We start from the raw sequence: 26,603 nt of genomic DNA on the forward strand, positions 1-26,603 counted from the left end.
AAGTTGCTTTGCAATACAGGTTATATTTGATTTGTATCAATGTAGCTCATAGGAACGATTGTTATCCTGCAACTGTATTTTTTTAACCGAGTGAGATCATGACAATAAACAATGAAAACACCTACAACTATAGAGTTGTTCGCCAATTTTCTGTCATGGCAGTAGTTTGGGGCGTAGTCGGTATGCTGGTTGGCGTATTGATTGCAACTCAACTTGCCTGGCCAGAATTTTTATCCGGTATTTCTTGGTTGAGCTATGGGCGATTGCGTCCTTTGCATACCAATGCGGTGATCTTTGCCTTTGGTGGTTGCGCCTTATTTGCCACTTCTTTCTACGTTGTTCAGCGCACCACGAATGCACGTTTATTCGGTGGACCCTTGATTGAGTTTGTCTTCTGGGGATGGCAGTTGGTGATTGTTGCTGCTGCAGTCAGTTTGCCATTGGGTTTTACCCAAGGCAAGGAGTATGCCGAGTTGGAATGGCCGATTGACATCCTGATTGCGGTAGTTTGGGTATCTTACGCAATTGTGTTCTTTGGAACCATCGTTAAGCGTAAGGTAGAACATATCTATGTTGCGAACTGGTTTTACGGCGCGTTCATCGTTGCTGTAGCAGTTTTACATATCGTGAATAGTGCGGCGATGCCAGTGTCGTTCATGAAGTCATATTCCGCTTATTCTGGTGTGCAGGATGCGATGGTGCAGTGGTGGTACGGACACAATGCGGTGGGTTTCTTCTTGACTGCGGGCTTCTTGGGAATGATGTATTACTTCGTGCCTAAGCAAATTGGTCGTCCTGTGTATTCCTATCGTTTGTCTATCGTGCATTTCTGGGCATTGATTTTCACTTACATGTGGGCCGGTCCGCATCACTTGCACTACACGGCGTTGCCTGATTGGGCACAATCTATTGGTATGTTGTTTTCACTGATTTTGTTAGCGCCTTCTTGGGGCGGTATGGTCAACGGCATTATGACTTTGTCGGGTGCTTGGAGTAAGTTGCGTTCTGATCCTATCTTGCGCTTCTTGATTGTGTCCTTGTCATTCTATGGTATGTCGACATTCGAAGGCCCGATGATGGCAATTAAAACGGTGAACGCATTGTCACATTACACTGATTGGACTATTGGCCATGTGCACTCAGGTGCTTTGGGTTGGGTTGGTTTTATTTCTATCGGCAGTTTGTACTATCTGGTTCCACGCTTATTTGGTCAAACTGAAATGTATAGCAAGCGTTTGATTGAAATGCATTTCTGGATTGCGACGATCGGTATTGTTTTGTATATCGCTGCGATGTGGATCGCTGGTGTGATGCAGGGTCTGATGTGGCGTGCAGTGAATGAAGACGGTACTTTGACTTATTCCTTCGTTGAGTCTGTTAAAGCAACTTATCCGTACTATGTAATTCGACTGGCCGGTGGTGTCTTGTATTTGGGCGGTATGCTGTTGATGGTGTACAACGTTGCTAAAACGATGATGCTCGCAAAACCTGTGAACAATGCGATTCCTGCATTGCCAGCACATTCGGCTCACGCCTAATCTCGAGTAATCATCAGGAGAATCTCAATGCGTAAATTTACTCATGATTTGATCGAGCGCAATATCGGTCTTATGTTAGTTCTGGTCATTTTGACGATCAGTATCGGTGGTTTGGTTGAAATCGTGCCGCTGTTTTTCCAAAAAACTACGACACAGGCGGTACAGGGCATGAAGCCTTATAGCGCCTTAGAGTTGGCTGGACGTGATGTGTATCTGCGTGAGGGTTGCTATGGCTGCCACTCACAGATGATTCGCCCATTCCGTGCTGAGACTGAGCGTTATGGTCATTATTCTGTTGCGGGTGAATCTGTTTATGATCATCCATTTCAATGGGGTAGTAAGCGTACTGGTCCAGATTTGGCGCGTGTCGGCGGTCGTTACAGTGACACTTGGCATAAGGATCATTTGACTGACCCGCGTTCTGTGGTGCCAGAGTCCAATATGCCCGCTTACCCATGGTTGTTGAAAGCAACGGTTGATGGTGCTGGCATGGCGCCGAGAATGCAGGCAATGAAAACTTTGGGTGTGCCATATACAGACGAGCAAATTGCAAAAGCAGCGGAAGAAGTGACCGGAAAAACGGAAATGGAAGCCTTGATTGCTTATCTGCAGGTCTTGGGTACAGCAATTAAAAACAAGAACTAAGGTGTCGGAAATCTTTCAGGAGAATTGAAGATGAACTTTACTATTTTAAGTAGCGTGATGACAGTGATTAGTCTTGTCGCTTTCATTGGCATCCTTTACTGGGCATTTAGTTCTAAGAACAAAGCCCGTTTTGAAGAATTGGCAAAGTTGCCACTTGATAATGAGAATGGAAAATAGCCATGGCAGATTTTATTAGCGAATGGTGGAGTACTGCGATCGCAGTACTGACAGGCATCAGTATTTTGGCGTGTGGATTATTATTGTGGTCACAATCCAAAGTGAAGGTAAAAATTGGTGCGGATGGAAAACCCTTGCCAGCGGAAACAACTGGGCACGTTTGGGATGAATCGTTGATGGAACAAAACAATCCATTACCAAAATGGTGGATGTGGTTGTTTTATCTGACGATCATTTACAGCATTGGCTATTTGATTGTTTATCCAGGAATGGGCTCGTATCAGGGCACTTTTGGCTGGAGTCAAGAGGGTGCTTATGCCAAAGAAATGACCGATGGTGAAAAACAATACGGCCCTTTGTTTAATAAATATTTGAACACAGATATCAAGACCGTTGCAAAAGACCCGCAAGCAATTGAAATTGGTCAGCGTTTGTTTTTGAATAGTTGTGCGCAATGCCATGGTTCAGATGCGCAAGGTGGCAAAGGCTATCCAAATTTGACCGATTCCGATTGGTTATATGGCGGAGCGCCAGAAGTGATCAAGACTACTTTGCAAGAAGGTCGCCATGGGCAAATGCCGCCAATGGGCGCAGCCATTGGTTCTGATGATGATGTGAAGAATGTCGCCAATTACGTGATGAGTTTGTCCGGAGCAGCACATGATCCAATTAAAGCAGCAATTGGTAAATCAAAGTTTGGCGTCTGTGCAGCATGTCACGGTGCTGATGGTAAAGGTAATCAAGCTTTGGGTTCTCCAAATCTCACCGATAAAGTGTGGTTGTATGGCGGCGGCGTAGAGAATATTATGGAGTCGATTAACAAGGGACGTGCGAATCAAATGCCAGCACACAAGGCAATTTTGACGGATGCAAAAATCCACTTGTTGACTGCCTATGTTTGGGGTTTGTCAAATTCTGGAAGTGCAATGACGGAAGCAGAAACTAGTGCGTTGAAGCAGATCGCTAACCCTGTACAAACAAGTGCTGAAGTTGCGCCAGCAAGCAAGTAAGTTGTATTGTGAAGTGATGAAAATACTTGTTTCGCCTGCCTGGTGGAAACCAGGCAGGTAAAAAATCGAAAGTGTAGTTGTTGCCAATGAAAAAAATACCCATTATCCCAGTTCCGAGTGATGAAGCAGAGTTAGCTTTATTTGAAGAACGAAAAAAGATTTACATGCGTTCTCAAAAAGGTTGGTTTCAATCTTGGCGTTGGATGTTGGTGTTTTTTACGCAGATATTGTTTTACGGTGCGGCCTGGCTGAACTGGAATGATAGGCAAGCGGTTCTATTTGATTTGGTGAATCGAAAATTCTATATTTTCGGTTTGGTCTTGTGGCCGCAAGATTTTATTTATTTAGCGGTACTTCTGGTTATATCCGCGCTTTCCCTATTTCTCTTTACCGCAATCGCTGGCCGACTGTTTTGCGGCTATGCTTGTCCTCAAACTGTCTACACCGAAATTTTTATGTGGGTAGAAGCCAAGATTGAGGGCGACAGAAATGCACGCATGAAATTGGATCAGGCGCCCATGTCCTTCCATAAGTTGCGTGTGAAATCGACCAAGCATTTGATTTGGCTGGCAATTGCTTTATGGACTGGATTTACATTTGTTGGTTATTTCACCCCTATTCAAACCTTAGCTGCTGAAGTATTCACCTTCAATCTAGGACCGTGGGAAACCTTCTGGTTCTTGTTTTACGCATTTGCGACCTATGGTAATGCGGGTTTTATGCGTGAGCAGGTTTGTAAATACATGTGCCCATACGCACGATTCCAAAGCGCGATGTTTGATAAAGATACTTTGATCGTGACATATGATACCGAGCGCGGTGAGCCACGTGGATCTCGGAATAAAAAAGTAGATTTCAAACAGCAAGGCTTAGGCTCCTGTGTTGATTGTGGTATCTGTGTTCAGGTTTGTCCGACGGGAATTGATATTCGTCAAGGATTGCAGTATGAATGCATCGCTTGTGGCGCATGTATTGATGGCTGTGATCAGGTGATGGATAAAATGGGTTATGAACGTGGCCTGATTCGTTATACAACCGAACATGCCTTGACGGAGAAAATGACGAAAGATGCGATGTGGAAGCGAGTTTTCCGGCTTCGCACTTTAGTTTATGGGGCGATACTTGGTTTGATTATTTTGGTTGCTGCCGCATCTTTGGCTTATCGTGTGCCATTAAAAGTTGATGTGTTGCGTGATCGTGCGATGCCTAAAATCACCGAAGTTGGCGACATCGAAAATGTATATCGCTTACAGATTATGAATACGCAAGAAGCAGAACGTACATTTACAATTAGTGTGAAGGGAATTTCCGGCGCAATAATCGTTAATGAAGACAAGGTGACGATTAAGTCTGCTACCAGCTTGGCATTCCCGGTTCGGGTTCGCGTGCCTGCAGGTGTTGTACCAAAAGGATCAAATCGCATACGTTTTGTGATTACAGATGTCGAAAAAGAAAAAGTTTCAGTGACTGAAAAAGCTGTTTTCTTAGTCCCTAATTGAAGGAAGAATAATGAATTCTGGAATTTTGACGCAAGCGCTTAAAAAAGACGTATGGTACAAAGAGCCTTGGTTGTTATTGGTCGTCGGTGGACCCTTGCTGGTGGTCTGTGCGAGTGTGATTACTGGATTTATTGCATTTCGCGGTGCAGATCAGGTAGTCGCCAAGGACTATTATCGTCAAGGGTTGATGATCAACACAAATCTACAGCGTGATGCGAAAGCGCGTGAGTTAGCTTTGAATGCGAATATTCAATTTGATTTGGCCAATAAGAAAATCTTAATGCATTTAACATCTAAGCAGAGTTTGCCAGAATCAGTACAAGTTAGTTTGGCAAGTTCTGGTGCTGCAAGTGGGTCTGTGGAAGAAGTGATTCGTCGTTTACCTTTAAAGCAAATTGCTGCCGGAAAGTACGAGGGAGATTTATTCCAGGATAAGAAATTTGAGCAGGCGATCAATGCAGGAACGCTGCAGATTTTGCACGTGAAGTTAGAAACGAATGAATGGCGCTTGACTGGTGACTGGCTTGAACCATTGCAAAGAAATTTACGTTTATCACCGCTACCTTAGTTGTTCCAAGTGATCAATTTGTTGTATCGTTGTGAAGTTATGATCGGCTGTTTCTCGAATGATAAATCAGTAATTGGCAGAGGAGTTGAGTTTGAAACCTAGCAATGTGCAACAAGAAAAAACTTCTTTAAAATCGATATTAATGGTGGTCTTGTGGCCAGCATTTTTAATGGCGTGTGTCGCGACTGGTGTGTTCTTTAGCCTAGTGGATCCGATGGAACTGATCGTATTAGATGAGCGTGTGCAGGTTCATATGCTTGGTGCTTATACGATAGGCTTTCTAATTTTCTGGGTACTTGGTGCATTCTCAAGTTGGTTGACCGCTTTACTTCTACAAAAAATACCTTAAAAATGGCACTTACTATTCCCTCATTCGAAGCGGTACCGGCGGTGAAACATCACAACGATCACTTGGAAATTTCCGAAGATCTGATTCGGCGTTTTGATTCTTTGGGACCGCGTTATACCTCTTATCCTACTGCTGATCGATTTCATTCAGATTTCACAGCAACATCTTATATTCAATATTTGCAGCAACGTAATCAGGCGCAAAATAAACCGCCGTTGTCGCTATATATTCATATACCGTTTTGCGCGTCGCTTTGCTATTACTGTGCTTGCAATAAGGTGATAACAAAAGACCGTAGCAAGTCAGCAATTTACTTGAACTATCTGGCGCGAGAACTGCAGTTAGTGAAGCAGCATCTGACAGTACGTGAAACAATTTCGCAGCTGCATCTTGGCGGTGGTACGCCTACATTTTTGAGCGAAGATGAGATGCGCGGACTGATGGCACTGCTGCGGGAAAATTTCGATTTTGCTGATGATGCCGAAATCTCGATAGAAATTGATCCACGCACTGTGACTTCACATACCTTGCAATTACTAGCCGATGTTGGATTCAATCGTACTAGTTTAGGTGTACAAGATTTTGATGAGCAAGTGCAGATCGCCGTGCATCGTATTCAGCCTTACGATATGGTGAAAAAATGTATTGAAGAAAGTCGTGCAGTCGGATTTCAGTCAATTAATTTTGATTTGATCTACGGTCTGCCAAAGCAAGATTTGGAGAGTTTTTCCCGCACCTTGGATCAGGTTATCGCGTTGTCGCCAGCGCGTATCGCATTGTATAACTATGCGCATTTACCGACACGTTTCAAACCTCAGCGTCGAATCAATGAGGCCGATTTGCCGTCAGCGGAACAGCGATTGCAAATTTTCCTGATGTCATTACGTCGTCTGTTGGCTGAGGGTTATGTCTATATTGGATTAGATCACTTTGCCAAGCCTGATGATAGTTTGGCTTTAGCGGTGAAAGACAAATCCCTGCATAGAAATTTTCAAGGCTACACCACACGGGCTGATTGTGATCTGATTGCATTGGGATTATCTTCGATTGGTAAAATTGGTGCATCTTACGTGCAAAATTTGCGTACTTTAGATGAGTACTACGCGGCACTGGATCAAGATCAATTACCCGTTGAAAAAGGTTTTCATTTGAGCCCAGATGATTTGTTGCGTCGTGAAATTATTATGGATTTGATGTGTAGTACGACGCTGAATATTCCTGAAATCGAGAAGAAATATCAAATCCATTTCGCAGAGTATTTTCGAGATGAGTTAGCACGTATCGCGCCATACGTCGATGAAGGTTTAATGAACGCAGGCGAAGCTACAGTTAGCGTGACGGCGAAAGGTCGTATGTTTGTTCGCGCTTTTAGCATGATCTTTGATCAGTACTTATCTCGACAAAGCGGCGCCAGATATTCTAAGTTGATTTAATTCATGTTAACACTGCCACTGATTATTGCGGCACTATCAGCGGGACTGATTGGTGGCTTTCACTGTGTTGGCATGTGCGGCGGTATAGCCAGCTTACTAAGCCGATTGCCGCAATTCACGATCAACCCGAAAAAACCTTCCTCTGCTAAATTTTCTCAAAAAGTGATTGCAATTTTGCCGGCTTCCGGTGAAGTACCGAGTGTGACTGCGCATTCACAACTGAAAGAAAATTCCTTTGTTTATCTATGTAAATTGCACGGTGGACGTTTGACTACGTACATGCTCATCGGTGCTTTTTTTGGTGGTATGGGCGCAGCAAGTTTGCGTTGGAAAACTGAACTACCAATCACCACATTTTTTTTCGTGCTCGGCAACTTAGCCTTAATTTTTCTAGGTTTGCGATTGCTTGGTTTGCGCATGCACGCGTTTATTCCAAGCTTCATTAGCACTAAAATCAATTTTATCTATTCAAATTGGATGCCGGCCGCCCAGACAGCGCGCACTAATCCTTATTTACTTGGAATGGCTTGGGGAGGATTGCCTTGCGGCTTGTCTTACGCAATTGCGCCATTTGCGCTGCTATCTGGCGCCGCATGGTCAGGAGCGCTATTGATGTTGTTGTTTGGATTGGCTGCATTGCCACATTTATTGATCGCGCAGACTATGTCGCGACAAATGAAGCAACATGGCTTGATGTTGACTGTTCAAATAGTGTTTGCCTTGGTACTGATTGGTTTCGGACTGTTTGGCTTGTACTACTTTGATATGAAAAGCATGCCAGACTTCTTGTGTGTGACACCTAATTATGCCTAGCAGATCTGGCTCGGTCAGCTAGGTATATTTTGAGCTTTATTTTTGGATATCTAGCAGGGTGGATAAAACTTCATCCGCTGTCTTGACGACTTGTGCCGACAATTGAAAACCTGCTTTGTATTGCAAACTATTGGTTATTTCTGTCGCTAAATCGGTGCCACTCAATTCGCTCTGATTCTCTTGTGCCGCCAATGCCTGACTTTCTTTGCTGATGCTCACACGTACGCCACCGTTCGCATTTTCCTGAAAACTGGTAACTTCCGGTTTAAACGATTTTGTTTGCGCATTCGCGACGTTATTTGCGCTGCTATCTAAGGCGCCTTGATAGGCTTTCATGCCAGAAATACCAATATTCAAACTAGATATGGCCATGATGATAACTCCAGAAAAGAAGTAGGCTAAGAGATAGGATGCAATGAGTTTTTTAAGGATAGCTGGAATTCTTAGGAACCGCCAATTAATTTTTTGTGTGGAGACCTAAACATCAATGATATTCCTGAATGCAGTGTGCAATCATTGCAACTTTATTGCTGTGTTTTCTAGATTTGAAAGGGGAAGATCTAAAGGAATGCGAATCTGAATTTGCGTGCCTTTGCCAACTTCACTGCGGACTTTGAAATCACCTTGCATGGCTTTGATTCTTTCTCGCATGCCGACCAAGCCAAAAGAACGTGTTTTATTCATCGCGCCTTCTTCTATCCCACGGCCGTCATCCTGTATGGTGAAGGTGAGCTCATCTTGTTTGCGTTCAAATTGAATGTCGACGTGACTCGCTTTTGCGTGACGAGCGACATTGGTCAGAGACTCTTGAATAATCCGATAGATTGCGGTACTGCGTTCATCATCTAAGATGAGTTGTTCTTCATCAGCGATTAAATCGCAGTGCACGCCATGTCTTTGCGAAAATTCTTTTTGCAGTGTTTGTAATGCAAAGAACAAGCCACCTTCATCTAGTGCTCGAGGCCGTAGGTCGGTTGCGATACGACGTAAGGTGGTGATTGACGTCAGCAATAGTTGATCCATGCTGTTCACGGTCGTACGAGACTTATCAGTCATACTTTGGTCGCGTTGAAGTAGTGATAAGTCCATTCGTAAAGCGGCAAGTAATTGACCAAGATCATCATGCAGTTCGCGCGCAATATGCTTACGCTCTTCTTCTCGTATGCTTTGTAATGCAGATGATAATTGCGTCAGTTCAGAATGGTATTGCGCCATTTTTTCTTTTGCCGCCTTACGTTCACTGATGTCACGGAAAATCACAGTGAAGAAGCGTTTCTCGTTTTCTATCAAACTAGAAATAGATGCTTCGAGTGGGAATTCTGTGCCGTCTGCGTGTAATCCTGTCACATAGTAATCGTCAAAACGACTACCCATTTTGCGTCGGGTTGTACCTCGCTCACCGAATTGATTGACATGACTACCGTGCACGTGTCGGTGTCGCATCGGGATCACGATATCGAGCGAAGCACCCATCAAATCATTCACGTCATAGCCAAAAATACTTGCTGCTGCTGGATTCACTAAAATAATCTGATGTTGATCGTTGATCGTGATAATTCCATCCATCGCCGTTTCGATAACACCTGTCAGTCTTTGTTTGTGGATGAGTAGATCGTCTGCCGCTTGTTGCAAATCTTTGGTACTTTGAATCAAGCTGGAGTAGGGCGCGTGAATCGTGATGCCCACCATGCCACGATAAATCGCGAGTGCGGACAGTACTTGAAACACATGTCCAATAACCACAAAAATTTCGTCTGGAAGTCGGTATAAAGAAAAATAGGTTTCAGAAATTGCCATCATCGTGGCTGAGAAAAATAGTAGGCTTCTTTTGATTTTTAGATGTCCTTCGGTATCGATGTTTTTTGTCGCAATGATTTGCCGATAAAACAGTAATGCCGTCAATGAATTGGTCGCTACCAGAACAATTTCGCATTGGATTTTGAATTCTGTCTGGCCAACGCCTGCCAAATAGGTAGTGGGCAGAATTTCCGGATAGTTGAAAATAATGATGGTCGTGACAATCGTTAAGAACAGACCAAAATAAACACTGATTTTCGAATAGGCTTCAGAAATATCGGTATCGCGTGTTTGGAGTACCAGGCCTAGTAGCGTGAAGCTGATGAGATAACGTGAAAGCAACCAAAAACTTAATGACTTATGCATGTCAACGGGTGCCGGAAAACCTGGCATGCCCTGAAACGAAATGGCGTGGAAAAAACCAAATATAGAGGCGCTGAGAAAGGTGACCGCTAGAATTAAGCTACTTAATTTGCGTAAATTTCCAAATGCATTCCAGCAGACGATGAACACAGATGTGAAGATGATGATGGTTGCCGTTTCCAAACCAGTGTGAATGATTAAGGCATTGGGTACACTTAATTCAGCGAAGTATTTTTGTTGCGACCACATGAAGCCAGACAAAATCAAAAGCACCACACTAATCCAAGTGATCCGCTTGAGTTCTAGTGTATTGGCATTTGTCATATTCAGTAAGCGCAGTAGATGAGGTTAAGATGGTATTGTGTTGCCGCGTATATCAAGGCAGGCTTACGCTTTTCTTTTCGCATTTACTTAGATTCAGATCCCAGACCAAGCCTTTGCGAGCAAGCTATTAGCGATACCTTAATTCATCATTGATAAAATACCGAAAACTCAATAGCTTGATCTGATCCACTTCTGTGGAGGCTATTTGGGTTGTTTAGACGTTTTCTTTTGATGAGCATTCAGTATACAGGCTTCGCCCTCAATTGATGAGACGGATGGTGATTGAAACGGATTGAATTCCTCTAAGCTCGTCTCTTAGTATTTTTTGGGGCAAGGAAGACATTAACCATGTAGATCTACAAAATAGATCCACGAATTTAATGTGACATTAAAACGGGGATCGTCATTTTTTCCAAGATGGTTCGCGTTGTGCCGCCCATAATCATTTCTCGGAATCTGGAGTGACCATAACCGCCCATCACAAGTAAGTCGGCGCCTAATTCTTTGCAAGCATGCAGAACCGCGGTGCCAGTATCTTGTGTGCTAAAACGAGTGGCGATTTCAATATTAACCCCATGTCTGCTCAAATACAGTGCGATGTCGGCTCCAGGTTCCTCACCATGTGTTTCGCTGCGCTTTTCTGGATTGATAATCAGCAACTGTACCAATTGACTCGCTTTCAGCAGCGGCAGCGCATCCGTTAACGCGCGCGCCGCTTCACGGCTTCCATCCCAAGCGACTACGCAACGTTCTCCAACAGTCAGGGTTTCGCTAGTATGCGGCGTCACTAAAACGGGACGACCTGAATTGACTATCATGAATTCCGGAAAGTCAGATAAAACAGACGGCGATGGTTCATTGCGATTAGTTTGTCCGATGATAATTAAGTCTGCGTAGCGAGCACGTAAACCCAAACCACCATTTGCCTCATCGTTGGCAATCAAACTTTCCGTGGTTGCCACGCCAAAGTTGGCGCTCGCTTGCGTAAATTGCGCAATGGCTTTTTCGGCGCGTTCTCGCAATGCGCTCAGGTGCAGCATAATATTCGGATCGCCAACGCCGAGATCGGTGCTTTCAAAGATATAACGTGAGATGCCAGTTAAGGCAACGCCAGTGATGTGGGCATCAAATTTGGCGGCGATCTGATGAGCGATTTGCGTACGTTTAATAGCACTCTTTGATTCATCAATATGGACCAATATCGTCTTATAGGACATCGCACACCTCACGTTAAGAGTTGAATGATAACTAATTTAATGCAGCTGCCAATTCGCCATTCCATTGCGGAAGCAAGTTCTTATTGACAAGTGCACTGACTTTCTCCGCTACTTTAATCCGAGCTTTCGCTGGTGGCAAGCGACGTAGTGTTTTGAGTGCGACAGGATCTAATAAATTAATTTCGCGCTGTTCTACTGAGATCATGCCTAATTCATTGAGTGCAGATAAAGTGCGGCTGACCGTTTCTAAGGTGAGACCTAAATAGCTACCGATTTCTTGACGAGTCATCCGTAAATTGAAACTGCGACCTGAGTACCCCATCTGGTTAAAGCGTTCACCCAGATTGGTGAGGAAGCGCGCAACCTTGGCTTCTGCGCTTAGCGCGCTAAGCATGCTGATCATCATTTGTTCGCGTACGATTTCTCTGCTCATGACACTGAACATTGCTTGTTCTAATTCAATGTGGATGCGACCGAGTGAGGTGAAGGTTTTATATGGCACCAAAATCATATCGCAGTCGCTCAAAGCAATTGCTTCGGACGCATAGTGCTGTTTGTGTATGCCATCAATGCCGAGTAAATCACCTTTCATGGGAAAACTTAGTACCTGCTCGTTTCCATATTCGTCAATGTGCACCGTTTTTAGAAAACCAGAGTTGACAATGTACAAGGTGTCAAAAGCTTGTCCGATGCGATGAATTCTTTGACCAGCTTTAAAGCGTACATGTTGAAATAGCGTATCTTCTTCATCAACTGTTGCTGGTGCTGGGATTGTGAGTAATTCACAAACTTGGCGTAGATTAGACCACAAGCTACCTTGCTGGCGCCATGCGCTGTCGGATAAAGTGGAAATGTCAGCAAAACGATTTGCTTGAGAAAGTGTAGATAAGTTCGACATGATTTACTCTCTATAAAGTGGATTTCTAAATTCTGAATGGATGCTTGTCAAATTGCTTTAATGTGTTGATCCAGATGTCTGCCAGCGATGCAAAATACTGGGGATCTGCTCGAAATCTGTCGATTTGTCGAGAAAGCTATCAGCACCGGCGCGCAAGGCTTGCATGCGATTGGCTTCACTCGAATGATTGGTCAGAACGACGATACGAATTTCTGGATGCGTATTCTTAATTTTTTTGAGCAAGACCAAACCATTGCCGTCGCTGAGTTGAATGTCGAGAATCATGGCATCCGCGTGAGCATCAATAATTTTGTTATATGCACTGCCGATATCAGGGGAAATGCCGACAATACTTATATCGTGCAATTCCTCAATGAACCTTACCAATCGGTTCTGAATCAAGAGTGAATCTTCAACAATAAACAAATTCATGGCGCGTTTTAATCTCTAATGGACTTGCGTTATCTGCATGTGCTCATTATGGACAAGTGGGCGTTTGACTTAAATCAGTGTTTGCTGATTTAAAGTATGGGAGTTTTCCAGCGATTTGTAGGAATATTCCTAGCGCAACAATTGCGCTAGTGATTTGCGGATCTTCGGTGGATGGGGGACGAAGGGCAGAGTGCCCTTCTCAGTAACGAGGGAGTTTTAGTGCAAAGGAGTTAAAGCAGATGGTGCGCCATGGCGTATTGCACTAATTCAGAAATTGACTGCAATTCCATTTTCTGCATGATGCGGGTTTTATGTGTGCTCACAGTCTTTACACTCAGATGTAACATTTCGCCTATCTCGGTAATCGTTTTTCCTTTAGCTAAGTAGCAAAAAACTTCGAATTCACGATCTGACAAAGCGCTATGCGTTAAATCGGTTTTGTTGGAAGGCATCGCAGACATCGCTAATTGCTCAGCAACTTCCATGCTGATGTAGGGGCGGCCAGACGCTACTTTTCTTAGTGCAGTAACAAGTTGTGTTCCGGCACTCTCTTTGGTCAGGTAACCGTTTGCACCAGCGCGGATGGCTCTTACTGCATATTGTTCTTCTTCGTGCATGGTCAGGATAAGGATAGGCAGCTTGGGAAACTCTTCTTTAATCTGATGAATGAGATCTACGCCGCTACGACCCGGCATTGATAAGTCGAGCAAGAGTACATCGAAATCCTCAGAGCGAACTTTGGTAATTGTGTCGTGTCCATCGATTGCCTCCCCAATGACTTGTATATCCTCGATTCCATCCAAAATACGTTTTAAGCCTTCACGCATAATGGTGTGGTCGTCAGCGATTAAAATTCTTATCATAAAAAGCTATCTTTTCTTAATTCTTTTTGGATGTTGAAATACTTGTTTCAGGTGATCTCGCGGATTTTAAATTGTCGACCTTTGATATTGCAGCGCCCAAGTTGACTTAACACTTGTTCCGCAATGTTACGATCAACGGCGACATAAGACATAAACTCAAAAACATTAATTTTTCCAACTTGATCTTTGCTAACGCCAACATCACCAGTGAGTGCACCCAAAATATCCCCAGGGCGTAATTTATCTTTTTTGCCACCAGAAATGCAGATGCTAATTTTCGGCGCAATTAAGGCTGTTTGATTGAGACTAAGCTCATTGATGGATTTCCACGTGACACTTTGATGTTGATATTCTTCAATCAGACGCACCCATTTTTTTTCATTGGGCGCAGCGAGTGTTAGTGCTAATCCGCGCTCACCAGCGCGACCAGTTCTGCCGATACGATGAATATGCACTTCGGTATCTTTAGAAACGTCAACGTTAATAACGGCGCCTAAAGATTGAATATCGATACCGCGAGCGGCAACATCAGTCGCTACCAGTACAGAGCAACTCTGATTAGCAAATAAAACCAAAATTTCGTCACGGTCGCGTTGTTCCATGTCGCCATGTAGGGCGAGGGCAGTAATCCCTTGTTGCTGTAGTTCTTCCGCTAGCTCGTCGCAGTGAATTTTGGTATTGCAAAATGCGATAGTGGAAATTGGTTGGTAATGAAAAAGCAACTGGCTGACCGCAGTATTTCTGCTTTCTGGTGTAACTTCAAAGAAAAATTGTTCAATCTGCTGACTGGCGTGCTGGCTTTCGACTTTGATTTCAACGGGGTCGCGCAAAAAACTGGAAGTCGCGTGACGCATGTCGTTAGGATAAGTTGCGGAAAATAATAGTGTCTGACGACGTGGGGAGCAAGCGGCGACGATGCCCACAATATCCTCAAAAAAACCCATGTCGACCATGCGATCTGCTTCATCCAGAACGAGGGTTTGTACGGTGGCTAGATTGATGCTGTTGCGACCTATGTGATCGAGTAAGCGACCTGGTGTGCCAACAACGATGTGCGCACCATGTTCAAGTGAGGCAATTTGAGGGCGCATAGGCGTGCCGCCGCATAAAGTCAAAATCTTCACGTTGGGCGTGGCACGTGCTAAACGACGCAATTCATTCGAAACTTGATCCGCTAGCTCGCGTGTCGGGCAAACTACCAAGGCCTGTGTAGCAAAATAGCTGGGGTTTAACTTGCTTAATATGCCGATGCCAAAAGCGGCAGTTTTACCGCTACCGGTTTTGGCTTGGGCAATCAAGTCACGATGCTCAAGCATGACGGGGATGCTACTTGCTTGAATTTCTGTCATTTCCAGATAAGCTAAGCTTTCGAGATTGCTGATTAGCGCTGGATTTAGCGGTAAATCGGAGAAGCGTTTTGCTGTATGCGTCATGTTATTGCTCGTATTTCTATATGCAGATTGAAGCGCGAAGTCTAACAGTTGCGGCTAGCTAGCACCATGTTTGCGGTGCTCTAGAAATACTCCAAGGTGAAATTTTTGCTGTGATTGATTGTTTTCTGGTTACTTTGGTAAGTGTATTGGTAGGTTTTTGAAATTGACCTAGCATTTGTTAGAAAAATTAATGTGAATTTCATAGAAATAGAAAATCGACATGTTTCCTAGCTGAAGTGGTTTCGTGCTAAAATCTAAGGTTAGATGAATTCTTGAAATTTTGTCTTAACCCTTTCTTTTTATTGGAGTTTTTAGATGGCTATCGAACGTACATTATCAATCATCAAACCTGACGCAGTTGCAAAAAACGTTATCGGTCAAATCGTCAGCCGCTTTGAAGGCGCTGGCTTGAAAGTTGTTGCAGCTCGCTTGACACAATTGTCCCGCGCTGAAGCAGAAGGTTTCTACGCTGTGCACGCTGCACGTCCATTCTTCAAAGATTTGGTCGATTTCATGATCTCTGGTCCAGTTTTCGTACAAGTTTTGGAAGGCGAAAACGCGATTTTGACAAATCGTGATTTGATGGGCGCAACGGATCCTAAGAAAGCAGAAAAAGGCACAATCCGCGCTGATTTCGCTGAATCTATCGATGCAAACGCAGTTCACGGTTCTGATGCTGCTGAAACAGCTGCAAACGAAATCGCTTACTTCTTCCCAGCATTGAACGTGTATTCACGTTAATCTGTATTGAAGTAAATGTATTTGTAATTATTCGTTTTAACTGGGGCGCGAGCCTCAGGCGCGAGAAAAATTTATCTGCGAAGATTTAATTGAGAAGATTTAAATGACGGCACTCACCAACTTATTGGATTTTGATCCTGCACAACTCGTGGCTTATTGCGGCGAGCTGGGTGAGAAGCCGTTTCGCGCGAAACAATTGCAGCGCTGGATACACCAATTCGGCGCTAGCAATTTTGATGAAATGACGGATCTGGCAAAATCATTGCGAGAGAAGTTGGCTGGCCGTGCGCATATTTCCGCGCCAGCAGTGATCAGTGATCACACATCGACTGACGGAACCCGTAAGTGGCTCGTCGATGTCGGTAATGGAAATGCGGTTGAGACCGTATTCATTCCAGAAGAAAATCGTGGCACCTTGTGTATTTCTACGCAAGCGGGCTGCGCAGTTAATTGCCGTTTTTGTTCTACCGGTAAGCAAGGATTTAATCGTAATTTAAGCGTAGGTGAAATCATCGGTCAGTTGTGGATGGCTGAGTTTGAGTTGCGCCGGACTAAAGGCATAGAGCCAGGTCCTAAAGGTGAACGCCAAATCACCAACGTTGTGATGATGGGGATGGGCGAGCCGCTATTGAACTTTGAGCCAACTGTCACCGCATTGAAATTGATGCTGGATGATAATGCCTATGGCTTGTCACGTCGTCGCGTGACTTTGTCAACCAGTGGCGTCGTGCCCATGATAGACAAGCTATCGAAAGAATGTCCGGTGGCGATGGCAGTGTCGCTGCATGCGTCGAACGACCAGTTGCGCGATGGCTTGGTGCCATTGAATAAGAAGTACCCACTGCATGAATTAATGGACGCTTGTCGTCGTTATTTGGAGTTCGCGCCGCGCGACTTCATTACTTTTGAATATTGTATGTTGGACGGTGTAAATGATACCGATCAGCATGCGCGTGAACTGGTGGCTTTGGTGAAAACAGTTCCGTGCAAATTTAACTTAATCCCGTTTAATCCTTTTCCTGAATCCGGTTTAAAACGTTCACCCAATGTGCGCATTAAATTGTTTGCACAAATCTTGATGGACGCTGGTATTGTCACGACTGTGCGAAAAACGCGCGGTGATGATATTGATGCTGCCTGTGGTCAGCTAGCTGGTGAAGTGCAGGATAGAACCCGAGTGCAAGAACGTATGCAGCAAATGTCAGAGTATCAGAAGAAATTTGGTCCAAATTTTGGAAAAATTACGGAGATAAAATAATGAAATTGAATCAGTCGGCTTTTGTATTGCTTATGATGTTTTGTACGATATTGCTGTCGGCTTGTTCGAGCACAAAGTCTTCGAATGCTCTTGATGACGAAACTGTTGCGACTGAAAATCCAGATTTGCAGCGTCGTGTTTCAATTCGTATGCAGCTTGCTGTTGATTATTTTAAAGAAGGGCAACTCAAGCTTGCTTTGGAAGAGATCAGAAACGTTATTACAATTTCTCCGCAGTTTGCGAATGCGTATAGTTTGCGCGCATTGATACAAATGGAAATGAGTGATCCTCAACGAGCGGAAGAAAATTTTCTTCATGCATTGAAGCTGGAGCCTACTAATTCCGAAATACGAAATAACTACGCTTGGTTCCTTTGCCAGAATGGCCGAGAAAAGCAGGCTTTGCCGCTGTATGACCGAATCTTGATGGATCGCAGTTATCCAACGCCGTTAAAGGCAATGATGAGTGCAGGTGTTTGTAGTCTGCGCATGAAGGATATCGCAACCGCAGAGAAATATTTTTTGATGGCGTTTCAGCTTGATCCTGGCAATCCTTCTGTGAATGCGAATTTGGCAAAGGTTTACTACGATAAGTCGCAATTTGAGAAAGCCAGACCTTATATTCAACGCGTGTTAAAAGAAGAAATTTTTGCTGCGGATGTGTTGTGGATCGCGATCAAAATCGATCACAAACTTGGTGATCAAGCTTCGGTGACGGGCTTAGGGACACAATTACGTCGTCGACATCCAAATTCAAAGGAGTTTGCTTTGTTCCAAAAAGGTGCTTTTAATGAATGATGCAATGCAAGCTGTGGCGACCGAATCACAGGAAGAAAAAGTGGAATTGAATCATGTGCATCTTGCAGCGACAGCAGGAGCGCAACTAGCAGCGGCTCGTCAAAGTAAAAACTGGACTATTGCATTTGTAGCAGACCAATTGAAGCTCTCGCAAGCGCAAATTGTCGCTTTAGAATCAGATAATTTTGCAGTCCTGCCCAAAATGGTAATCGTACGTGGCTTTGTCCGCGCTTATGCAAAGCTGTTGAAGATTGACGCTGATGGCTTGATTGCACTGTTGCCTAAGGATGTTGAGCCTGTTCAGTTAGAAGCTGCGCTGCGTCCAGCATTGTCAACACCATTCGTTGATTCGCGGTTGTCATTGCAGGGAAATCACGATAATAACCGTCGGTATATTATCGGGGCGATTATTTTGGTGCTGATTGTTGGCTTGTTTTTGTTGTTGCAAGCGACTGAATTCGGTAAGAATTTTCAGTCGCTCATGGGTAACAAGGCTGTGAGCAATCCTGAGCTTGATGCATCGAAATCGCCCGTTGTTGAGCCAGCAGTGGACAATAATTCTGCTGAAAAAGTAAGTGCGATAACAAATTTAGATGCCCCTGCTTCGCAAAATATTGTACAGAATCCGATAGATAAAACGGCAGAAGTTTTGGCGGCGAGTCCGGCGTCACAAACCATTGCAGCGACAACAGATGTTGTCGCTGCTAGTTCTGTTACTGGCGCTGAGCCGGTGAGTCTGCCTCCTGTGAATGAATTGTTTGTATTGAAGTTCCGTCAGGATTCTTGGATTCAGGTTAAAACGGAGTCAGGAACTATTTTGAGTTCACATTTGGCTAGAGCCGGAACTGAAGAAGCATTTAGTGTGAAGCAGTCACTTTATGTGAAGCTTGGTAACGCTGCTGGCGTAGATGCGGTGTTGCGTGGTGCGCCGCTTACGATATCCTCTGAGCGCGGTAATAATGTCGCTAATCTCGTTGTGAAGTAAATATGTTGCTTGATTTAAAAGAAATTGCTTGCGGTTCTGGTGCCAGACGTTCTTCGCGCTCGGTGCAAATTCGTCATCGAGATCGGATCGTGGTGGTTGGTGGTAATGCACCTGTTGTTATTCAGTCGATGACCAATACGGATACCGCTGACGCCATAGGTACCGCGATTCAAATTAAAGAATTGGCTCGGGCGGGCTCCGAGTTGGTTCGTATCACCGTGAATAATGCAGAAGCCGCACAAGCGGTTCCCGCGATCCGTGAACAACTCGATCGCATGGGTGTTGATGTGCCTTTGGTAGGCGACTTTCATTACAACGGACATAGTCTGTTGAAAGAATTTCCTGAATGTGCAAAAGCATTATCGAAATATAGAATTAATCCAGGAAATGTCGGGCAAGGTGCGAAGCGCGATACTCAATTTGCGCAGATGATAGAAATGGCTTGTTTGCATCAGAAGCCTGTGCGTATCGGTGTGAATTGGGGGAGTCTGGATCAGGCATTGTTGGCGCGTATTATGGATGAGAATTCCCAACGCGCTGTTCCTTTCAGTGCTCAAACCGTGATGTATCAAGCCTTGATTACTTCCGCGATAGAAAGTGCGCATCGTGCAGAAGAATTGGGCTTGCCGGGCGATCAAATTATTTTGTCGTGCAAGGTTTCTGGTGTGCAGGACTTGATCTCTGTGTATCGTGAAATTGGCAAGCATTGTGATTATCCTTTGCATTTGGGATTGACTGAAGCAGGTATGGGAAGTAAAGGTATTGTCGCTTCAACAGCGGCCTTGTCGGTGCTGTTGCAAGAGGGTATCGGCGATACGATTCGTATTTCTTTAACACCAGAACCTGGTGGTGATCGTTGTAAAGAAGTGTTTGTCGCACAAGAAATTTTACAGACCATGGGCTTGCGCAAATTTATGCCTATGGTAATTGCTTGCCCTGGTTGTGGACGTACTACCTCGACGGTGTTTCAAGAGTTGGCAGACGATATTCAATCGTATCTGCGTGAACAAATGCCGACGTGGAAAGTCCAGTATCCGGGTGTCGAAGGTATGAATGTCGCAGTGATGGGCTGTATCGTAAATGGCCCTGGTGAATCAAAACATGCACATATCGGTATTAGTTTGCCAGGTACAGGTGAATCGCCAGCTGCACCGGTATTTATTGATGGTGTGAAGGCGATGACTTTGCGTGGTGAAAATATTGCACAGGATTTTCAGCAAATCGTACTGGAATATGTTCAAACAAACTATGCACCAAAAGTCTAAGAATTTTGTAGTGAAGATTTAGAAAATCAATCGGAAGTAAAGTGGAATTGAAAGTGGAAATAAGCGCATGTCTGAAGATAAAAAAGTAGAAAAGATCAGCGGTATTAAAGGGATGAATGATGTTCTACCCGAACAAGCTGCGCTCTGGGAATTATTTGAAAATACGGTGCAATCGGTATTGAAGAGCTATGGCTTTCAGCAAATGCGTACACCTATCGTAGAAGCCACGCCATTATTTGCGCGCGGTTTGGGTGCAGTGACCGATATCGTTGAAAAAGAAATGTATTCTTTTGAAGATGCAATGAATGGCGATAAGCTCACTTTGCGCCCTGAGAATACGGCAGGTATCGTACGCGCAGCTTTAGAGCACAATATTACTTATGAAGGGCCTAAGCGCGTTTGGTATAACGGCCCTATGTTCCGTCATGAAAAACCGCAACGTGGTCGCTATCGTCAATTTCATCAAGTCGGTGCAGAGGCCTTGGGCTTCGCAGGTCCTGATATTGATGCTGAATTGATCGCGATGTGCCAGCGTTTGTGGGATGACCTTGGCTTAACAAATGTTCGCTTAGAATTAAACTCGATTGGTGATGCCGCCGAGCGTAATCAACATCGTGCAGAATTGATTGCTTATTTTGAACAGCACAAAGAACAGTTGGATGCAGAGGCGCAACGTCGTCTGTACACTAATCCACTGCGCATTCTTGATACTAAGAATCCAGCAATGCAAGACTTGGTAAACAATGCCCCGAAATTATTGGATTTCTTAGGTGAAGAATCCAAAGCGCATTTTGAAGGCGTGCAAAAAATATTGCGTCACAATAGCATCCCGTTCACGATCAATCCAAGATTGGTGCGCGGTATGGATTACTACAATCGCACAGTATTTGAGTGGGTTACTGACGAATTGGGCGCGCAAGGTACTGTGTGCGCCGGTGGTCGTTACGATACTTTGTTCACGATTTTTGGCGGCAAACATACGCCAGCATGTGGATTCGCAATGGGCGTCGAACGTTTGTTGGAATTAATGAAGCTCAATGGCGACGCTGAAGTTACGAATAGCTGTGATGTCTATTTAGTACATCAAGGTGAGCAAGCGCAAATGCAATCTTTCGTTTTGGGAGAGCGTTTACGTGATGCAGGCTTAGATGTTGTGTTACATTGCGCATCTGCTACGGGAATCGGTAGTTTTAAATCGCAAATGAAGAAAGCAGATGCAAGTGGTGCCGCATTTGCCGTCATTATTGGCGAAGACGAAGCTGCGGCAGAAACAGTCACTGTCAAGTCTATGCGTTCAGACGACTTTGCGAATAATCAAACCAGCGTTCCTTTCGATACCGCAGTTGATTATTTAGTCGATCAAATCGTTGGTGCTGACCACGACGAATCCCAGTGCGATAATCCTAATCATATTCACATTCATCATTAATAAAAAATGGCATACGATCTCGAAGAGCAAGAACAAATTGACACCCTTAAAGCTTGGTGGAAACAATACGGTAATCTGGTTACCTGGTTATTAATTGCGGCACTTTCCAGTTTTGCAGCATGGACCGCTTGGACTAATTACCAGCGTGGTCAAGCAACACAAGCTTCTTCAATTTATGAAGAAGTGCAACGTGCGGCGGGCTTGAAAGATAATGCAAAAGTGCAAGGTGCGACGGCAAATTTAACGACAAAGTTTGGTGCAACATCGTATGCAACGATGGCAGCCTTAACCGCGGCGAAAAGCGCATTTGACGCGAGTGATTTAAAAACGGCGAAAACACAGTTAAGTTGGGTGGTAGAGCACGCTTATACAAAAGAATTTCAGGCTATTGCGAAATTACGTCTGACATCTATTTTGCTCGATGAGAAAAATTATGATGAAGCTTTAAAAGTGCTTGCTAGTGAGTTCTTGCCAGAATTTGAGGTGGATGTTTTGGATAAAAAAGCAGATGTTTTTGTCGCACAAAATAAGCTGAAAGAAGCGCGCGAAACCTACAAGAGTGCCTTAGATAAGATGGGCGATAAGCACGTTGGGAAGCAACTGGTGCAAATTAAGTTGGATGCATTAGGCGGCGCGATTGAAACGAAAGTTGCTGTAACTACAGACAAGAAATAATATGAAATTGAATATGTTTCCACGTGGCTTATTAGTATCAGTGTTGAGTATAGGATTGTTGAGCGCTTGTTCTAGCTTGTCCTGGCTCAATCCATTTGCTAAAGAAGATGCAAAGACAGCACCCGCAGCATTGCAAAACTTTACTTCTAGCATGTCAGTGAAGAGTGCGTGGACTGTGAGTCTGGGTTCGTCTGGCGATTATTTTTTCAGCCCTGCGGTGGTTGGTGCGGACGTATATGCTGCCAGTGCCGATGGTTCAGTTGCTAAAATTAATGCATCTAGTGGCCAAGTTATCTGGAAAATTAAAGCAGAACTACCTTTAACGGCAGGCGTTGGTGCCAGCACAAAAGCTGTTGCAGTCGCTGGTCAGAAAGGCGTGCTGTTCGCATTTGACGGGCAGGGGAAATTGCGTTGGAAAGCGCAAGCTAGTAGCGAAATTTTATCGGCTCCGGCTGTGACTGAAAGTTTGATATTGGTGCACAGTATCGATAATCGCGTGACGGCATTTGATTTGGAAACTGGTGCAATGAAGTGGGCTGTTGAGCGCCCATTGCCAGTGTTAACTTTGCGTATGGCGACTGGAATTACGATCAAAGATCAGATGGCGATTATCTCTACACCGGGTGGCAAGTTAATCGCATTAGCATTGCAAAATGGTGGCTTGCGTTGGGAAGCAACTGCAGCCGAAGCAAAAGGTGCTACTGAGTTAGAGCGCATCGTTGACATGTCTGGCGCACCTGCTTTGGTGGGTAATACAACTTGTGCAGCTAGTTATCAAGGTCGTGTCGCTTGTTTTGATGCGGCAAATGGTACTGCTAAATGGGCGAAAAATATTTCAAGTGAAGTTGGTGTAGCGGCAGATGAGCGTTTTGCGTTTGCGGCGGATAACACTGGCGGTGTATTTGGCTATGACATCAATGGTGGTGCTACAGTTTGGAAAAATGATAAATTGACGAATCGTGGATTGGCAACGCCAACTTCGTTTGGTCGTGCAGTAGTGATCGGTGATCGTTTGGGCTTCCTGCACTTTTTATCGAGAGAAGATGGTTCTTTCCTGGCGCGTATGCCGACGGATGGAAGCAAGATTATGTCTGCGCCGGCAATTGTCGGTAATAACCTGATTGTGCAAACGAAATCAGGTGCTGTTGTCGCATTTGCGACGGAATAAATTAATGAAACCAGTTATCGCTTTAATCGGCCGACCAAATGTCGGTAAATCCACACTGTTTAATCGCCTGACGCGTACTCGTGACGCCTTGGTGGCGGATTTGCCAGGGCTAACCCGTGATCGTCACTATGGTGAAGGACGGGTTGGTGAACGTCCTTTTTTAGCGATTGATACAGGTGGTTTTGAGCCAGTTGCCAAAGAAGGCATCATGCATGAAATGGCGAAGCAAACCAAGCAAGCCGTAGCGGAAGCCGATGTCATTATTTTTCTGGTCGATGGTCGTCAAGGTTTGACCCCGCACGATAAAACCATTACGGATTTTTTACGTAAGTCTGGTCGTTCAGTTATGTTGGTGGTGAATAAAGCAGAAGGTATGCGTTATACCAGCGTCGCTGCAGATTTCTACGAGCTTGGCTTGGGAGATCCCTATGTCATTTCTTCGGCGCATGGTGATGGCGTTAACGATTTGGTGGAAGAAGCCTTAAATATCGCTTATGCGTCTCGACCTGATGAGCCAGAAGAGAATGTAGATGCAGCAAAGGGTATCAAGATTGCGATTGTGGGGCGTCCAAATGTTGGTAAATCAACTTTGGTGAATACTTTGCTTGGCGAAGAGCGCGTGATTGCATTCGATATGCCCGGAACTACCCGTGATTCAATTGAAATTCCTTTTGAGCGCGATGGTCAGCAATATACTTTGATCGATACTGCCGGTATTCGTCGACGTGGTAAGGTGTTTGAAGCGATCGAGAAGTTCTCTGTAGTGAAAACCTTGCAGTCAGTATCTGAAGCAAATGTAGTCTTGTTGTTACTCGATGCGCAGCAAGATATTTCTGAGCAAGATGCGCATATTGCAGGTTTTATCTTGGAATCTGGTCGCGCCCTTGTAGTCGGTGTGAATAAATGGGATGGTTTGCAGAGTGATAGGCGTGATGAAATTAAGATGGATATTGAACGCAAGTTGAATTTTCTGACGTTTGCTAAATTTCATTTTATATCAGCCCTGAAATCTACCGGGATTGCTCCGTTGATGAAGTCGATTGATTCGGCATACGAAGCGGCGATGGCGAATTTGTCGACACCAAAATTGACTCGTGCCTTGATTGAAGCAGTTGAACATCAACAGCCGAAACGTAAGGGTTCGATTCGTCCTAAGATGCGTTATGCGCATCAAGGTGGTCAAAATCCTCCTATCATTGTGATTCACGGTAATGCCTTGGATGCGATTGGCGATGTTTATAAACGCTACTTAGAAAAGCATTTTAGAGAAACGTTTAATTTAACTGGAACACCTTTGCGCATAGAAATGCGTTCGGGAAAAAATCCTTTTACCAAAGATTCGAAGTAAAAAAATAGCAGATACAAACTTTACTTCGTTAAATTTCTTGGAAGTATTTTAAAAATTAATTTCTCGTGGTATCTTAATTATCTTTTGGACACTTGAAATAATAAAAGGTGTCCCCAACTCCTAATCACAACAACACAATGGAGCTGTTATGAGCAATAAAGGGCAACTGTTACAAGACCCATTTTTGAATGCGTTAAGAAAAGAACACATTCCTGTTTCAATTTATCTGGTCAACGGCATTAAGTTGCAAGGTCACGTTGAATCATTTGATCAGTATGTCGTGTTGTTACGTAATACTGTAACTCAGATGGTTTATAAGCACGCTATCTCTACCGTGGTTCCAGCGCGTGCGGTGAGTATTAATTCTGATTCAGAAGCAGAGTAATTATTGTTGAACTTCTCAAGTTTTTGTATTTATTTTAGGTTTATATGCGCGCTGCACTAGTTGGCGTGGACTTCGGCAAAGGAGACTTTGCCGCAAGTTTAGATGAACTTTCTCAGCTCGCGCTGTCTGCGGGGGCTGAGACTATCACAAGCATTGTATGTAAGCGATCCAGTCCTGATGCGGCCTTATTCATAGGCTCTGGTAAGGCTGATGAAGTCGCTCATGCTGTCACTGATCTCAGTCTCGATCTCGTCATTTTTAATCATGCTCTATCACCGGCGCAGCAGAGGAATCTCGAGCGTCATTTAAAGATACGGGTTGTTGATCGCACTAGTCTGATTTTGGATATTTTTGCGCAGCGAGCCAAGAGTCATGAAGGCAAGGTTCAAGTTGAACTTGCGCAGTTGCAGCATTTAGCAACGCGTTTGGTTCGTGGCTGGACTCACCTTGAGCGACAAAAAGGTGGTATCGGTTTGCGTGGGCCTGGTGAGACGCAGTTGGAAACGGATCGTCGTTTGTTGGGCGAGCGTGTGAAAATGCTCAAAGCAAAGATGGAAAAGTTGCATAAGCAGCGAGAAACGCAGCGCCGCTCCAGAGGAAGAAGTAACACTTTCACGGTTTCTTTAGTTGGATATACAAATGCCGGTAAATCGACCTTGTTCAATACTTTGACTAAGGCGGGCACCTATGCGGCAAATCAATTATTTGCAACTTTGGATACTACCTCGCGTCGTTTGTATCTGGAAGGTGTTGGTAATATTGTGGTGTCAGATACAGTTGGTTTTATCCGGGATTTACCACATCAATTAGTGGCCTCGTTTAGAGCGACTTTGGAAGAAACGATACATGCTGATTTGTTATTGCATGTGGTTGATGGCGGAAGTGCGGTTCGAAATGATCAAATTGATCAGGTGAATCATGTGCTTAAAGAAATCGGGGCAGATCATATTCCTCAGTTATTGGTATGGAATAAGATCGACCAGGCTGATTTGGCTCCTGCGATAGAGCGGGACGAATATGGTAAAATTAACAGAGTTTTTCTTAGTGCAAAAAATGGTCAGGGTATTGATTTGTTGCGTGATGCAATAGTTGAGCTGATGCAAAAAGAAGCTGTCAGTTTCGAATCCAGTGCCGAAGTTGTGTTCGATGAATAACATGTTTCGGTTTATATTTCTTTTGATTTATTTTGGTTA

27 protein-coding genes are annotated in these 26,603 nt (G+C 44.3%); 20 read left to right on the plus strand and 7 right to left on the minus strand.

The genetic code is table 11. The features are described 5' to 3' along the window. The first annotated feature begins 98 nt into the window (after positions 1-98). From ccoN to H8K33_RS02110, 9 genes are all read left to right on the plus strand, one after another. Complete coding sequence (gene ccoN / locus H8K33_RS02070; protein ID WP_186889308.1) at positions 99-1,538, plus strand: cytochrome-c oxidase, cbb3-type subunit I; 1,440 nt, start codon at positions 99-101, stop codon at positions 1,536-1,538. A gap of 27 nt (positions 1,539-1,565) precedes the next feature. Then, positions 1,566-2,183, plus strand: coding sequence for a cytochrome-c oxidase, cbb3-type subunit II (gene ccoO / locus H8K33_RS02075; RefSeq protein WP_186889309.1), 618 nt, complete (start codon positions 1,566-1,568; stop codon positions 2,181-2,183). Between the two features lie 30 nt (positions 2,184-2,213). After that, the gene (locus H8K33_RS02080; protein WP_186889310.1) at positions 2,214-2,360 is read left to right on the plus strand and encodes a cbb3-type cytochrome oxidase subunit 3; all 147 of its coding nucleotides are present in this window, start codon (positions 2,214-2,216) and stop codon (positions 2,358-2,360) included. 2 nt (positions 2,361-2,362) lie between these two features. Next, positions 2,363-3,370, plus strand: a complete 1,008-nt coding sequence (gene ccoP / locus H8K33_RS02085) for a cytochrome-c oxidase, cbb3-type subunit III (RefSeq protein WP_186889311.1) — start codon at positions 2,363-2,365, stop codon at positions 3,368-3,370. Between the two features lie 86 nt (positions 3,371-3,456). Continuing rightward, positions 3,457-4,869 carry a cytochrome c oxidase accessory protein CcoG gene (gene ccoG / locus H8K33_RS02090; protein WP_186889312.1) on the plus strand — a complete coding sequence of 471 codons (1,413 nt, stop codon included), beginning with the start codon at positions 3,457-3,459 and terminating at the stop codon, positions 4,867-4,869. Between the two features lie 10 nt (positions 4,870-4,879). Further along, positions 4,880-5,437: a FixH family protein gene (locus H8K33_RS02095; protein WP_186889313.1), complete on the plus strand. Its 558-nt coding sequence runs from the start codon at positions 4,880-4,882 to the stop codon at positions 5,435-5,437. A 91-nt stretch (positions 5,438-5,528) separates the two neighbouring features. After that, on the plus strand, positions 5,529-5,786 hold the full coding sequence (locus H8K33_RS02100) for a hypothetical protein (protein ID WP_246443229.1): 258 nt from the start codon (positions 5,529-5,531) through the stop codon (positions 5,784-5,786). Positions 5,787-5,788: 2 nt separating this feature from the next. Next, positions 5,789-7,219 (plus strand): oxygen-independent coproporphyrinogen III oxidase, encoded by a 1,431-nt coding sequence (gene hemN / locus H8K33_RS02105; protein WP_186889314.1) that lies wholly within the window; start codon positions 5,789-5,791, stop codon positions 7,217-7,219. Between the two features lie 3 nt (positions 7,220-7,222). Beyond that, a complete protein-coding gene (locus tag H8K33_RS02110) occupies positions 7,223-8,032 on the plus strand; it encodes a sulfite exporter TauE/SafE family protein (protein ID WP_186889315.1) in 810 nt (269 codons plus the stop codon). A 36-nt stretch (positions 8,033-8,068) separates the two neighbouring features. Here the strand turns inward: H8K33_RS02110 and H8K33_RS02115 are convergent, their stop codons facing one another. From H8K33_RS02115 to dbpA, 7 genes are all read right to left on the minus strand, one after another. Beyond that, a complete protein-coding gene (locus H8K33_RS02115; RefSeq protein WP_186889316.1) occupies positions 8,069-8,404 on the minus strand; it encodes a flagellar basal body rod C-terminal domain-containing protein in 336 nt (111 codons plus the stop codon). Between the two features lie 141 nt (positions 8,405-8,545). Beyond that, positions 8,546-10,516, minus strand: coding sequence for an MASE3 domain-containing protein (locus H8K33_RS02120; protein ID WP_186889317.1), 1,971 nt, complete (start codon positions 10,514-10,516; stop codon positions 8,546-8,548). A gap of 377 nt (positions 10,517-10,893) precedes the next feature. Beyond that, a complete protein-coding gene (locus tag H8K33_RS02125) occupies positions 10,894-11,733 on the minus strand; it encodes a universal stress protein (protein ID WP_186889318.1) in 840 nt (279 codons plus the stop codon). Between the two features lie 31 nt (positions 11,734-11,764). Further along, positions 11,765-12,631 (minus strand): Crp/Fnr family transcriptional regulator, encoded by an 867-nt coding sequence (locus H8K33_RS02130; protein ID WP_186889319.1) that lies wholly within the window; start codon positions 12,629-12,631, stop codon positions 11,765-11,767. 57 nt (positions 12,632-12,688) lie between these two features. Continuing rightward, complete coding sequence (locus tag H8K33_RS02135) at positions 12,689-13,063, minus strand: response regulator (protein WP_186889320.1); 375 nt, start codon at positions 13,061-13,063, stop codon at positions 12,689-12,691. A 230-nt stretch (positions 13,064-13,293) separates the two neighbouring features. Continuing rightward, the gene (locus H8K33_RS02140) at positions 13,294-13,926 is read right to left on the minus strand and encodes a response regulator (protein WP_186889321.1); all 633 of its coding nucleotides are present in this window, start codon (positions 13,924-13,926) and stop codon (positions 13,294-13,296) included. Between the two features lie 47 nt (positions 13,927-13,973). Continuing rightward, positions 13,974-15,359: an ATP-dependent RNA helicase DbpA gene (gene dbpA, locus H8K33_RS02145; protein WP_186889322.1), complete on the minus strand. Its 1,386-nt coding sequence runs from the start codon at positions 15,357-15,359 to the stop codon at positions 13,974-13,976. A 315-nt stretch (positions 15,360-15,674) separates the two neighbouring features. Here dbpA and ndk point away from each other — a divergent pair, with 315 nt between their 5' ends. The 11 genes from ndk to hflX all read left to right on the plus strand — a co-directional run bounded on the left by ndk (position 15,675) and on the right by hflX (position 26,564). Next, the gene (gene ndk, locus H8K33_RS02150) at positions 15,675-16,100 is read left to right on the plus strand and encodes a nucleoside-diphosphate kinase (RefSeq protein WP_186889323.1); all 426 of its coding nucleotides are present in this window, start codon (positions 15,675-15,677) and stop codon (positions 16,098-16,100) included. A gap of 103 nt (positions 16,101-16,203) precedes the next feature. Beyond that, the gene (rlmN, locus tag H8K33_RS02155) at positions 16,204-17,358 is read left to right on the plus strand and encodes a dual-specificity RNA methyltransferase RlmN (RefSeq protein ID WP_186889324.1); all 1,155 of its coding nucleotides are present in this window, start codon (positions 16,204-16,206) and stop codon (positions 17,356-17,358) included. Beyond that, the gene (pilW, locus tag H8K33_RS02160; protein ID WP_186889325.1) at positions 17,358-18,155 is read left to right on the plus strand and encodes a type IV pilus biogenesis/stability protein PilW; all 798 of its coding nucleotides are present in this window, start codon (positions 17,358-17,360) and stop codon (positions 18,153-18,155) included. Before rlmN ends, pilW begins: the two co-directional genes overlap by 1 nt. After that, positions 18,148-19,140, plus strand: coding sequence for a helix-turn-helix domain-containing protein (locus tag H8K33_RS02165; protein WP_186889326.1), 993 nt, complete (start codon positions 18,148-18,150; stop codon positions 19,138-19,140). Before pilW ends, H8K33_RS02165 begins: the two co-directional genes overlap by 8 nt. Positions 19,141-19,142: 2 nt before the next feature. Further along, positions 19,143-20,405: a flavodoxin-dependent (E)-4-hydroxy-3-methylbut-2-enyl-diphosphate synthase gene (gene ispG, locus H8K33_RS02170; protein ID WP_186889327.1), complete on the plus strand. Its 1,263-nt coding sequence runs from the start codon at positions 19,143-19,145 to the stop codon at positions 20,403-20,405. Between the two features lie 67 nt (positions 20,406-20,472). Continuing rightward, a complete protein-coding gene (gene hisS, locus H8K33_RS02175) occupies positions 20,473-21,834 on the plus strand; it encodes a histidine--tRNA ligase (RefSeq protein WP_186889328.1) in 1,362 nt (453 codons plus the stop codon). 6 nt (positions 21,835-21,840) lie between these two features. Continuing rightward, the gene (locus H8K33_RS02180; protein ID WP_186889329.1) at positions 21,841-22,509 is read left to right on the plus strand and encodes a YfgM family protein; all 669 of its coding nucleotides are present in this window, start codon (positions 21,841-21,843) and stop codon (positions 22,507-22,509) included. A 1-nt stretch (position 22,510) separates the two neighbouring features. Further along, positions 22,511-23,677, plus strand: coding sequence for an outer membrane protein assembly factor BamB (gene bamB, locus H8K33_RS02185; protein ID WP_246443230.1), 1,167 nt, complete (start codon positions 22,511-22,513; stop codon positions 23,675-23,677). Between the two features lie 4 nt (positions 23,678-23,681). Beyond that, positions 23,682-25,025 carry a ribosome biogenesis GTPase Der gene (der, locus tag H8K33_RS02190; RefSeq protein ID WP_186889330.1) on the plus strand — a complete coding sequence of 448 codons (1,344 nt, stop codon included), beginning with the start codon at positions 23,682-23,684 and terminating at the stop codon, positions 25,023-25,025. Positions 25,026-25,173: 148 nt separating this feature from the next. Further along, positions 25,174-25,410: an RNA chaperone Hfq gene (gene hfq / locus H8K33_RS02195; protein ID WP_186889331.1), complete on the plus strand. Its 237-nt coding sequence runs from the start codon at positions 25,174-25,176 to the stop codon at positions 25,408-25,410. A gap of 44 nt (positions 25,411-25,454) precedes the next feature. After that, positions 25,455-26,564, plus strand: coding sequence for a GTPase HflX (gene hflX, locus H8K33_RS02200; protein ID WP_186889332.1), 1,110 nt, complete (start codon positions 25,455-25,457; stop codon positions 26,562-26,564). The last annotated feature ends 39 nt before the right edge of the window (positions 26,565-26,603 follow it).

The organism is Affinundibacterium amnicola (assembly GCF_014284275.1).
Classification (GTDB): domain Bacteria; phylum Pseudomonadota; class Gammaproteobacteria; order Burkholderiales; family Burkholderiaceae_D; genus Undibacterium; species Undibacterium amnicola.

Bases quoted from the DNA above. Each gene is read 5' to 3' on its own strand.
- H8K33_RS02080 (WP_186889310.1), top strand. From the start codon at position 2,214: ATGAACTTTACTATTTTAAGTAGCGTGATGACAGTGATTAGTCTTGTC.
- hisS (WP_186889328.1), top strand. From the start codon at position 20,473: ATGTCTGAAGATAAAAAAGTAGAAAAGATCAGCGGTATTAAAGGGATG.
- ccoP (WP_186889311.1), top strand. From the start codon at position 2,363: ATGGCAGATTTTATTAGCGAATGGTGGAGTACTGCGATCGCAGTACTG.
- rlmN (WP_186889324.1), top strand. From the start codon at position 16,204: ATGACGGCACTCACCAACTTATTGGATTTTGATCCTGCACAACTCGTG.
- H8K33_RS02130 (WP_186889319.1), bottom strand. From the start codon at position 12,631: ATGTCGAACTTATCTACACTTTCTCAAGCAAATCGTTTTGCTGACATT.
- hfq (WP_186889331.1), top strand. From the start codon at position 25,174: ATGAGCAATAAAGGGCAACTGTTACAAGACCCATTTTTGAATGCGTTA.
- hflX (WP_186889332.1), top strand. From the start codon at position 25,455: ATGCGCGCTGCACTAGTTGGCGTGGACTTCGGCAAAGGAGACTTTGCC.
- ispG (WP_186889327.1), top strand. From the start codon at position 19,143: ATGTTGCTTGATTTAAAAGAAATTGCTTGCGGTTCTGGTGCCAGACGT.
- H8K33_RS02125 (WP_186889318.1), bottom strand. From the start codon at position 11,733: ATGTCCTATAAGACGATATTGGTCCATATTGATGAATCAAAGAGTGCT.
- ndk (WP_186889323.1), top strand. From the start codon at position 15,675: ATGGCTATCGAACGTACATTATCAATCATCAAACCTGACGCAGTTGCA.
- H8K33_RS02135 (WP_186889320.1), bottom strand. From the start codon at position 13,063: ATGAATTTGTTTATTGTTGAAGATTCACTCTTGATTCAGAACCGATTG.
- ccoN (WP_186889308.1), top strand. From the start codon at position 99: ATGACAATAAACAATGAAAACACCTACAACTATAGAGTTGTTCGCCAA.
- H8K33_RS02115 (WP_186889316.1), bottom strand. From the start codon at position 8,404: ATGGCCATATCTAGTTTGAATATTGGTATTTCTGGCATGAAAGCCTAT.
- bamB (WP_246443230.1), top strand. From the start codon at position 22,511: ATGAAATTGAATATGTTTCCACGTGGCTTATTAGTATCAGTGTTGAGT.
- H8K33_RS02110 (WP_186889315.1), top strand. From the start codon at position 7,223: ATGTTAACACTGCCACTGATTATTGCGGCACTATCAGCGGGACTGATT.
- H8K33_RS02095 (WP_186889313.1), top strand. From the start codon at position 4,880: ATGAATTCTGGAATTTTGACGCAAGCGCTTAAAAAAGACGTATGGTAC.
- H8K33_RS02140 (WP_186889321.1), bottom strand. From the start codon at position 13,926: ATGATAAGAATTTTAATCGCTGACGACCACACCATTATGCGTGAAGGC.
- H8K33_RS02180 (WP_186889329.1), top strand. From the start codon at position 21,841: ATGGCATACGATCTCGAAGAGCAAGAACAAATTGACACCCTTAAAGCT.
- ccoO (WP_186889309.1), top strand. From the start codon at position 1,566: ATGCGTAAATTTACTCATGATTTGATCGAGCGCAATATCGGTCTTATG.
- pilW (WP_186889325.1), top strand. From the start codon at position 17,358: ATGAAATTGAATCAGTCGGCTTTTGTATTGCTTATGATGTTTTGTACG.
- H8K33_RS02165 (WP_186889326.1), top strand. From the start codon at position 18,148: ATGAATGATGCAATGCAAGCTGTGGCGACCGAATCACAGGAAGAAAAA.
- dbpA (WP_186889322.1), bottom strand. From the start codon at position 15,359: ATGACGCATACAGCAAAACGCTTCTCCGATTTACCGCTAAATCCAGCG.
- hemN (WP_186889314.1), top strand. From the start codon at position 5,789: ATGGCACTTACTATTCCCTCATTCGAAGCGGTACCGGCGGTGAAACAT.
- der (WP_186889330.1), top strand. From the start codon at position 23,682: ATGAAACCAGTTATCGCTTTAATCGGCCGACCAAATGTCGGTAAATCC.
- H8K33_RS02120 (WP_186889317.1), bottom strand. From the start codon at position 10,516: ATGACAAATGCCAATACACTAGAACTCAAGCGGATCACTTGGATTAGT.
- ccoG (WP_186889312.1), top strand. From the start codon at position 3,457: ATGAAAAAAATACCCATTATCCCAGTTCCGAGTGATGAAGCAGAGTTA.